This window comes from Pantoea sp. KPR_PJ (assembly GCF_041386365.1).
GTDB lineage: Bacteria > Pseudomonadota > Gammaproteobacteria > Enterobacterales > Enterobacteriaceae > Pantoea.
In genome coordinates this window covers 1-1,184 of the sequence record NZ_JABMIK010000022.1, presented here as the reverse complement: position 1 = coordinate 1,184, position 1,184 = coordinate 1, and the positions used below count along the sequence as shown (strand labels likewise).

Annotated in this window: 1 protein-coding gene; it reads right to left on the bottom strand. The window is 56.5% G+C overall.

Translation table 11 applies throughout. The annotated features are described in order from the left end of the window. Positions 1-5: 5 nt before the first annotated feature. A partial coding sequence (tuf, locus tag HP564_RS20175) for an elongation factor Tu (protein ID WP_371245578.1) occupies positions 6-1,184 on the bottom strand: 1,179 nt, incomplete at its 5' end.

The window sequence follows — 1,184 nt, the reverse complement described above, 5'->3', positions numbered from 1 at the left end:
CGCAATTAAGCGATAACTTCAGCAACAACGCCCGCGCCAACGGTACGGCCGCCTTCGCGGATTGCGAAGCGCAGACCCTGGTCCATCGCGATCGGGTGGATCAGCGTAACGGTCATTTTGATGTTGTCGCCCGGCATTACCATCTCAACGCCTTCCGGCAGTTCGATGTTGCCAGTCACGTCAGTGGTACGGAAGTAGAACTGCGGACGGTAGCCTTTGAAGAACGGAGTGTGACGACCACCTTCTTCTTTGGACAGAACGTACACTTCTGATACGAACTTGGTGTGCGGCTTGATTGAGCCCGGCTTAGCCAGTACTTGGCCACGCTCGATCTCTTCACGCTTGATACCACGCAGCAGAACGCCTACGTTCTCACCAGCCTGGCCCTGGTCCAGCAGTTTGCGGAACATTTCAACGCCGGTACAGGTTGATTTCGCGGTGTCTTTGATGCCCACGATTTCAACTTCGTCGCCTACTTTCACGATGCCGCGCTCAACACGACCGGTAACAACGGTACCACGGCCAGAGATTGAGAACACGTCTTCGATCGGCAGCAGGAACGGCAGGTCGATAGCACGAACCGGCTCAGGAATGTAGGTATCCAGGTGGCCAGCCAGCTCAACGATCTTCGCTTCCCACTCTGCGTCGCCTTCCAGCGCTTTCAGCGCAGAACCGCGAACGATCGGGGTGTCGTCGCCCGGGAAGTCGTACTGTGACAGCAGGTCACGGACTTCCATCTCAACCAGTTCCAGCAGCTCTTCGTCATCAACCATGTCGCACTTGTTCAGGAACACGATGATGTAAGGAACGCCAACCTGACGACCCAGCAGGATGTGCTCACGGGTCTGCGGCATCGGGCCGTCAGTCGCAGCAACAACCAGGATAGCGCCGTCCATCTGGGCAGCACCGGTGATCATGTTTTTCACGTAGTCGGCGTGGCCCGGGCAGTCAACGTGCGCGTAGTGACGGGTCGGGGTTTCGTACTCAACGTGAGAGGTGTTGATGGTGATACCACGAGCCTTCTCTTCCGGCGCGTTATCGATCTGGTCGAACGCACGAGCCTGGCCACCAAAGGTTTTAGCCAGAACGGTAGTGATAGCTGCAGTCAGGGTGGTTTTACCGTGGTCAACGTGACCGATGGTGCCCACGTTTACGTGCAGTTTGTTACGTTGAAATTGCTCTTT